This is a genomic window from Rothia sp. LK2492 (assembly GCF_040946345.1).
GTDB lineage: Bacteria > Actinomycetota > Actinomycetes > Actinomycetales > Micrococcaceae > Rothia > Rothia endophytica.
Genome location: NZ_JAYWLX010000016.1, coordinates 1 through 8,562, shown reverse-complemented (window position 1 = coordinate 8,562; position 8,562 = coordinate 1). Strand labels below are relative to the sequence as shown.

General features: G+C 58.5%; 6 protein-coding genes. 5 read left to right on the top strand and 1 reads right to left on the bottom strand.

Features of this window, described 5'->3' with window-relative positions:
• Nucleotides 1–436, top strand: a 436-nt coding sequence (locus VVR27_RS11435) for a hypothetical protein (protein WP_368548477.1), incomplete at its 5' end; no start/stop codon positions are given.
• 61 nt (nt 437–497) lie between these two features.
• Nucleotides 498–884, top strand: coding sequence for a hypothetical protein (locus VVR27_RS11430; protein ID WP_368548476.1), 387 nt, complete (start codon nt 498–500; stop codon nt 882–884).
• Nucleotides 885–952: 68 nt separating this feature from the next.
• On the opposite strand, the gene VVR27_RS11425 is transcribed toward VVR27_RS11430, so the two are convergent.
• Nucleotides 953–2,902, bottom strand: coding sequence for a serine/threonine-protein kinase (locus tag VVR27_RS11425; protein ID WP_368548475.1), 1,950 nt, complete (start codon nt 2,900–2,902; stop codon nt 953–955).
• 157 nt (nt 2,903–3,059) lie between these two features.
• Here VVR27_RS11425 and VVR27_RS11420 point away from each other — a divergent pair, with 157 nt between their 5' ends.
• The 3 genes from VVR27_RS11420 to VVR27_RS11410 all read left to right on the top strand — a co-directional run.
• Nucleotides 3,060–6,062 (top strand): hypothetical protein, encoded by a 3,003-nt coding sequence (locus VVR27_RS11420; RefSeq protein ID WP_368548474.1) that lies wholly within the window; start codon nt 3,060–3,062, stop codon nt 6,060–6,062.
• A 3-nt stretch (nt 6,063–6,065) separates the two neighbouring features.
• Nucleotides 6,066–7,328: an ABC transporter substrate-binding protein gene (locus tag VVR27_RS11415; RefSeq protein ID WP_368548473.1), complete on the top strand. Its 1,263-nt coding sequence runs from the start codon at nt 6,066–6,068 to the stop codon at nt 7,326–7,328.
• 36 nt (nt 7,329–7,364) lie between these two features.
• A partial coding sequence (locus VVR27_RS11410; protein ID WP_368548472.1) for an FHA domain-containing protein occupies nt 7,365–8,562 on the top strand: 1,198 nt, incomplete at its 3' end.

The window sequence follows — 8,562 nt, the reverse complement described above, 5'->3', positions numbered from 1 at the left end:
ATATGCAAAGTTTGATGCTAAGGCTACCTTGTGGGGTAATCGTGCTGATGTGGCTGGGGATGCTGCGAGGTTTGGTGAGACTTTGTTGGGTAAGGGTGTGAATGGTTCTGCTGCTGGTGGGGTGTCCAATGGTTTGGCTTATACGATGCCGGGTGCTGGTAGTTTTAGTGTGCGTGAGGATTGGAGTGTTGGGGGTATGGTTGTGGCTACTGGTGGTGGCGGTTTGATGGGTGGTTTGAAGCCGGTGGTGCCGAAGACTGGTAATACTGTGGCGGATTATGGGGTTGACCGTGCGAAGGATTATGTGGTGGGTGTGGGGAGCTACGCGTTGACTACTAATCTGGATGAATGGAACCGAAGAGATGCTAATAATAGTGGTCTGACTACTGTGGGAAAGGGGGCTACTGAAGATTTAGGGAAATCATTTAATCGGTGATAAAACATGTTGATAATGTTGAGACTGAGTCGCTGAATTAGCCACAAGAAAGCATTTTTGTATGAGTAAGAAAAAGAAGTCACTGGCTAGTACTGTTACTGGTGTTATTTTGGGCTTAATTGTTGTTGGGGCCGTCTTGTTATCATTTATTGATAATTCTGGTGCCCAGCATCGGGTGTGTACGGTGGTTTCAGCGGAGCTTAAATCAAATTCTAGTGGTGGTTCAAGGGGTCCTGTTCCTACTACTTCAGTGCTGGTAGAAACTGAGGAGTGTGGAAATCTAAGTGTTTCTAAGATGAATACACCGGCAGGAATGAATGAGGCTGGATTAGCAGAGTTCCTTGCGGCTAATGTTGGCAAGAAGTTTGAGTTTCAGGTTGGGGGCGTTTCTCTGGGTAATGATACTTATAGTTCGGAGGGTATTACTTCGACGACTCCTGTTGAATAGTTCTCGGACAAGAAAACTAATCATTCCTACCCCACCCGCCACACCATCGGCTAAGCACCGGCACTGGTTTAGTCCCTGGTACTAATCGTGAAATTACTGCTACGCAGATCAGTAAAATTACCCACCTGAGCATTCACCGCGCACTGATCCGCCACCGACAAAGCAGTCACCTTAAGGCCACTGGCGTCCACCATCAGGTGCCCCGCGCAACCATCCGAGAACCGCACCGGGTTCTCATCCCCAGCCACCGCCTGCAACATGCCCGACGGCTTACCAGCGCTCTCCGACGAAAAGAGCGGATTGAGGCTGTCCTCGCCGCTGGGCCACACCGGCAAAAGTGTAATAGGCAGGGCGCTCTGCCCCACCGTACGAGCAGGTACCTTCACCACTACATCCGTCAGCCGCTGCACCGGGTAAGAAGTGCTCTTGTACTCCTCAGATGCAATCGCCTGCTGGGTCTGCTCTGACACCTGCTCAAGCCAGCCCTCCAACTGCTGCTCATCAGCAACCTCAGCCGCCACAGACCCCTTCACCTCAACCTGCTGGTTAGGCTTAATATCAATACCCTGCAAGGTCCAGCCGCACTCAACATTCATGTCCGTCACCATGGGCTGGTTACGCTGGCCAGAAGCCTGGCTCCACGTGACATTGGGGCAAGAGGCCCCTTCGGTCACTACCGGCACAACCTCCAGAAACTCCCCTGACAACGGCGCTTTCTGGGCACTGTAAGTAATCGTGAGGTCAATAGTTGAAGAGCTGGGGTTGTAGGTGGCCTCACGGCGCACCGACAAACCGGTCGGTAGCGGTGACTCCTGGCTACCCGTAGCACTGAAAGGCTCCGACGGGCCGCTACTAGAAGTAACAGCCCAGTAGATACCAAAACCCGTTCCCAACAGCAGGACTACCCCCAAAACGCCCAGCCACAGGGCCTTGGAACGCGGCTTCTTAGCGTCCTTAGCCTCATCATCAGCAGGGTATTCAACCTTGTAAGCCGGCCGCTCAATCTGCTGGGGCCTAATGATCGTTGCACCCGCCGCCGCGCCAAGCACCGGGGCGTCGGGGTCCTGCACCTGCTGAATATCATCGGAGGTCAGTGCGGGGCTCAAGCCGCGCACCACCGTCTGCGGGCGGTGCGCCTCGGTAAAGGCCTGCGGGTCTTGAACCGGGGTCAAAGCCGGCGTCTTCTCAAACCGGTCAGCTAAAGTGCGCAGACGAGCCGCCGCGTCAAGGGGGTGAGGCCTGCGCGCCGGGTTCTTATCCAGCAGCGACAGAAGCTCCTGCATCACCGGGTCAGGCAACTCAAGCGGCGGCACCTCGGTGGTCACATGGCGGTAAGCTACCGTGAAATCCGTGCCCTCCCCGGCAAAAGGCGTCCGCCCAGCCAGCAGCTCATAGAGCATAATGCCCGCGGAATACACATCACCGGCAGGCCCACTGGTGCCACTCTGAATAAGCTCCGGCGGCAGGTAGTAGGGGGTGCCCACAATCCCCGTGGTGTTGGCCTGATCAGCCCTAATAATGGACGAAATACCAAAGTCAGTCACCCGCAAGGCCTCCGGCTGCAACTGCTCCGATTCACCCTCAAAGAGGATGTTATCGGGCTTAATATCGCGGTGCACCACACCCTGCCCATGAGCGTAAGCAAGAGTTTCTAGCACGGTCGCCACTAGCCGCAGCGCCACAGCAGGCCTCACAGTGCCCCGCTGCACCAGCACATCGCGCAGCGACCCACCACCGTAATAGTCCATCACCAAAGCCAGGGTGCTACCCTCAACCACCAGGTCATGAACTGTCACAATATGACGGTGCTCAAGGCCCATCAGCACAGAACGCTCCCGCACAAAACGCTCCACCACCGCGGCGTCCTCAGCTAAGTGAGAGTGCAAAATTTTGGCCACCAGAGGAGCTTTCTGGCGAGCATGCTGCACGGACCACACCTGGCCAGAGGCACCTTTACCTACCAAACTCACCAGGGTATAGGACGCTCCCAGCGGTGCCCCAGGGGCAGTTGCTGCCATGCCAGCTCCTCAAACATTACTCATCTAAAACCTCCCAACAGTCTAGTTCACCACGGCTAGGAGTGATGATGATATACATCTAAAACCCTGAGATAACAACGTTTTCTAAGCTAGTATTTACTTCGGCTCCACACACATCATCTGAGACGGAAACTGCATGCTTTTCACCAACAAAAGTCCTCACGGCCGTACTTCTTCACGTCGCATAAAAGCCGCATCGGCGCTGGCCGTCGCAGCTACCTTCATGCTGGCTGGGTGCACCTCAGACAACACTGCCGTGATGAACGCCTCCAACGTGCTACAAAACGTCAACGTGGGCCTCACCTCGTCCGCAGAAATCTCAGACATCAGCTCCACCGTGGTCTCCTTTGACGCCTTCAGTGGCAAGTCCTCCAGCGAAGAGCAGACCTACGCCCTGCGGGACGCCGTCAACGACCTGCCCGTGCGCATCACCACCCGCTACACCACCGATCACGGCTCCGGTAACGACCTCAACGACCTAGACGGTTACACCGGTGATGTCAGCATCGACATCACCGTGGAGAATCTCACCGTGCAGCCCGAGGATCTCACCTACGATGTCGCGGGCACCCAGAAAACCAAGAGCACCCTGGTCGGGGCACCCCTATCCGTTGCTGCGTCCACCACCTTCGAAGGCGTCAAGCCGCAGAGCATCCTCTCAGAAGCCACCGTGGGCAACGGAACTACCAACGGCATTATCAGCACCAAGGAGAACGGTGACGCTACCCTGCAGTGGGCAAAAATCCTGGCAGGGCCCAGCACCAGCGCCAGCAGCACCTTCACTGTGAACCTGCAGGCAGAAGACCTGAAAGTCCCCGAGTTCAATATCGCCGTGCACCCGGGTCTCACCAATGACCTGACCTCCTCAGGAGCCGTCAGCTCAGCATTCAGTGCTAATCAAGACTCCACCATGGAACTCATGCAGCAGACCGTTGAAGTAGTCGCTGAAGCCAACCAGGCCCTTGCCGACGCCGGTAGCACCATCTCGGACATCCGCGATAACCTCAACACCACCTCAGAATCCCTCAAGTCCTCCACCGTGCAAGAGCTGCAGCAGAGCTCAGAGCAGCTCACCGGGCAGCTATCTGACCTGCAAGAAAAGCTCTCAGGCCTGCGCACTAACCTGGACGAAAGCGCCCAGGGCTCCCAAGACGAACTCGTCGCCCAGATGCAACAAACCGTTGAATCCCTGCAGAACTTCTTTGGTCAAGAAGGCGACGATGTTCCCGCCCCCGTCTTTGACGCCGGCACTTGCGAAGTCAACATCGCCCAGCCCGCCAACGGCTCCACCGTTTACTCCAACATGGTGCAGCTCTCTAACGTCCTGGGTGCCTACAGCGAAGCCAACATCGACTGTCGCGACCAGGTGGTGGAGGTCGTCAACACCGTGCTAGGCCCCGAAAACCCCACCCCGGAGACCTGCAGGGACTCAGTCTCAGCCTCCTGCTCAGTTTTTAACTCCCAGGTCGTGCTCACCGCCAGCCTGCTGCAGTCCGCTCAGCAGACCAACCAGCTCATTGAACAGCTGAACCCCGGTGCACTCAGCGAGGTTCTGGGTAACTACCAGAGCGCCAGCGCTGCCCTCGATACCCTGCAGCAGCAGGTTGATGCGCTACAGCAGCCCGTAGCCCCCGCCCCCACCGAATCAGCTTCACCTACCCCCAGTGCTACACCCAGCACCGAGCCCAGCCCTACTCCCAGCGTCAGCCCCACAGCTACCCCACAGCCGTCTCCCCTGCCTACCCAAGAACTACTAGCCAGCCTGGACGCCATTGACCAGCACACCGAAGCTTCAAACGATCACATCGCTGACCTTGAAGAGTTGCTAGGCAGCATCAACACCACCGCTCAGGAGGCCCTGGCCGAACTCAACGTTGACACCGACGAGACCGGTTCAATACTCACCCAGAACCAGGAACTTGCTGACCAGCTCTGCCAGCTTTCAGACGGTGGCACCGCACAGGCAGGCAAACTGCCCGCTGAGGAAGTCGAGAGACTGCGCGGCTACCTAACCGATACCCCCTGCGCTGATATCGCTGAACCCGCCAGCGACGAAAAGCTCCCCACCCCGGAGAACTACCAGCAGCCACTGAGCCAGCGTCTAACCCACCAGGTAGAACTCTGGAACAGCGTGTTCACCGCAAGTGACGTGACGGGTGAAGAGTCAGAGACCACCCAGAAAATCGCTGCTATAAAGGAAGACCTCACCCAGGTCAGCGAAAAAACTGCCGCCATGCGCACCCTGCTAGAGCAAGCCGCGTCACCTGCGCCCAGCCCCTCTGCATCGCCCTCAGCAACCCCCGAACCGCAGGAACCCACCGCGGCACCTGAACCCACCCAGGAACCTACCGCCGAGCCCAGCCCCGAAACCCCGGCTGAACCCGACACCAGCGTCCAGGCCGTTAAAGATGCCATGCCCGGGCTTCACGCCAGCTTTGATAGCCTCTCCACCAGCCTCGATGATCTCTCAGCCCAGCAGCAGAAACTCAACGACGCTCTAGCTGAGATCATCGAAGCTGCGCCGGCTGAAAATGCTGAAGAGATCAGCAGCATCCTCGCCACCCAGGCACGTAACGTCTCCCAGCAGCGCACGGACAGTGAGCTGACTATTACCGACCTCTTCTCCCAGCAGGTCACCAACCTCACCGGCACCTCAGAGAGCATCTCAACCGGCACCGAAGTGCTGCTGAAAGAGCAGGGCGATAAGCTCAACGCCGCCGCCCAGCGCCAGGTAGAAGAAGCCGATGCCCGCACTAAGTCCTCCCTGGAGCGCATCCAGCAAAGCCACGACTCCGCCACCCAGGACGTCGCCGGCGCCTCAGCAACCCTCACCGGCGAGCTGCAAAAACTCATGCTGGACGTGGGTGACACCTCAGTCAACGGCTCCGGACTGCTTGGCTCCCTGCAAAATAACGCGGGTAGTGCGGGTAACGCCGACTACCAGCTCTCACTGGCTACCCAGAATGCAGAAAAGTACGCCACAATCCGCGAAGAGGATATGGGTGCGATCCGCCTCAAGCAGGAGCAGTACAACGCCTCCCTGCGCAAGCTCTCTGCTCTGCCTGCCTTCCACCTTTCAGCGTCCTCAGGTGCCACCGTCAAGACCATCTACACCTTCACCATCGGTGGTGAGCAGTAACCGATGAAGAATAAAATCCTCAATATCGGTGTACCACTCGCCCTGATCCTGCTGATTGTGGGGCTGGTTGTCGCAGCGATCGTGAAGCACCAGGGCCAAGAAAAGGACGCCGCGGTGGCAGTCACCGTGCCCGTAGAACTCACTGCCTCAGAGCAAGCCCGTAGCTCCTCCATCGGCCTGATTCTCACGGTAGGTAACGAAGGTGCGCAGGGCTCTGAATGGAACCAAGCTGCGGCAGGAGCGCAGGTAGCTATCGAACGTTTCAACCGTTCTGGTGCCAACCTGACCCTTATCACCGAGGATGACCGAGGCACCTCAGCAGGCGCTGCGCGGGCAGTGGAGGTTCTGGCACAGCAGAACGTGTCAGGGATCGTCATCGCTTCCCGCGGCAACCACGTAGAAGAGGCAGTTAAGGCTGCCGAAGAACGCGGGATCCCCGTCATCCTCCCCTACACCGACGCGGTAGGCGGAGCCTGGTCACTGACGCCTTCACCCAGCGACGTCACCAGCCTGCTCGAAAGCCACTACAGCGGCACCTCCCGCGTGGTTCGTATTGACCAGGAAAGCTTCCCCGGGCCAGAGGTGCGGGCAGAAGAAACCGTAACGGTCAACAGTTCTAGCGATCTCGATAAGACTGCCCAAGATATCGCCCGCCGTATCTCTGATGGTAAGGCCGGTGCAGCTATCTTCATCAACGCAGATTCCTACACACAGGCCCGACTGACCCGCGCCCTGCAAGAGGCAGGCACCCAGGCCAGCATCGTGCTCGGCAACGAAGCCACCAGCCCAGCCTTCAGCGAAACCTTCACCCGGGACAACCCCTCCACCGTCATCAACGCTATGACCGTAGGGTTTAACACCGGCGATTCGGTAGCCCTGCAAGCCGACGGTCAGGGCCGTTCCATGTCTGCCTACCTGCAAATGGTCAAGATGCTGGGTGACTCCCCCGATGCCCACGGGCCGTTGGGCGAACAGCCGTTTAGCGACGTCGCAGCTAGCGCAGACGCCAGAAGCCACGACGCCGTTGTAGCCCTGGTACGAGCAACCGAAAAGGCACCTTCGGCGAAACCCAAAGATATCAAAAAGGAGCTGGGAACGCTAACCCTCTCCCCGTCCGATGGCATCACCGCCGCTGGTCTTGATTTCTCCCAGCCGCACGCAGTGGCAGGCTCACCGGCCCTGCTCTCCGCCACGCTGGAGGATGTCACCATTCGCACGTCACCTAGGGATGAATCGGCGCATATCGTCTGGTTCGCAGCCTCCTAACCACCTCCCTGCCCCTCCCACAGCCAAAGGGCTCCTATGCGCATTCACATAAGCATTGATTCTCTGCACCGCTCAGTTCATGTTGATAGCTGGCGCGGTAGCACCACGCTCGGCGAGCTGATTGAAGCCGTAGGAGGGCCACGGCTGGGCGAAAATGAGCAGGTCTATATCGACGCTCACCTCGCACAGGCAGAAGATACGCTAGAGAAACTGCCCCTGCTAGAAGGCTCGCGCATCGCGCGTTCCCCCCTACCTGAAACCACTACTCTTCCGGGGTGGGTGGTGAGCGTCAGTGCCGGGTTAGAAACAGGCGAGATCAAACCGGTCACCCGCACCCGCCCCATGGTCTTTGGCCGGTCAGAGCAAGCGGACATCGTGCTGCCGACCAGTAGCGCCTCCTGGGAGCATTTCACCGCCACCCTTACCCCCGACGGGCTAGAGATCAAGGACAGCGGCTCCACCAACGGGACCTACCTGCAGGGTGAAAAACTTGAAGCGGGTAGCCCGGTGACCATTACCGAACCGGCAGAGGTACAAGCCGGCGGCTCCACGCTGTTTTTCCAGCCCCACCTCACCGAGTTCACAGCACCTGCCCCCGGGCGCCTACACAACCTCACACCCGCTAGAACCGCTCCTTTCAACCGCCCGCCCCGCCCAGCCCTGCCAGAGCTCCCCGGTTACGTCACTCCCCCCAAACGAGAACCGGTCACAGAAAACTCCAGATTTAACCTGGCAGTGGTGCTAGCTCCCCTAGTCATGGCAGCTGCCATGGTCACCATCATGGGTAACCTCAGGTTCGCGGTCTTTGCCCTGCTCAGCCCGCTCGTGCTCATCGGCACCTGGTTTGAAGGTAAACACCGCTACAAGAAACAGCTGGCCGCAGAAGAAGAACGGTTTGCCGGCGCCCTGGCAGACTTTGAGCGCGACCTTGAAGAAGCCGCAGAGATAGAACGTGCCCGCAGAGAAGAACTAACCCCCGATAACGCCACCGTGCTGCGCCGCAGCGCCCTACCCTCAACCCAGCTCTGGCAACGCCGAGCAGACTCCGCCGACTTTCTGCTCACCAGGGTGGGAACCGGCAACCGGGACTGGCGCCCCGAACTCGACAAACGCGCCCACCCGGATCTAGAAGAGGAAACAAAAGAACTCTACGATTCCTTTACCCTCAAAGGCGCCCCACTCATGGCCAACCTCAACCAGGGTGGCGTCGTGGGTATCGTTGGCCAAAGAGAAG

What these genes read in the sequence shown, in the direction of transcription:
- VVR27_RS11425 (WP_368548475.1), bottom strand. Translation starts at nt 2,902, where the DNA reads ATGGCAGCAACTGCCCCTGGGGCACCGCTGGGAGCGTCCTATACCCTG.
- VVR27_RS11430 (WP_368548476.1), top strand. Translation starts at nt 498, where the DNA reads ATGAGTAAGAAAAAGAAGTCACTGGCTAGTACTGTTACTGGTGTTATT.
- VVR27_RS11420 (WP_368548474.1), top strand. Translation starts at nt 3,060, where the DNA reads ATGCTTTTCACCAACAAAAGTCCTCACGGCCGTACTTCTTCACGTCGC.
- VVR27_RS11415 (WP_368548473.1), top strand. Translation starts at nt 6,066, where the DNA reads ATGAAGAATAAAATCCTCAATATCGGTGTACCACTCGCCCTGATCCTG.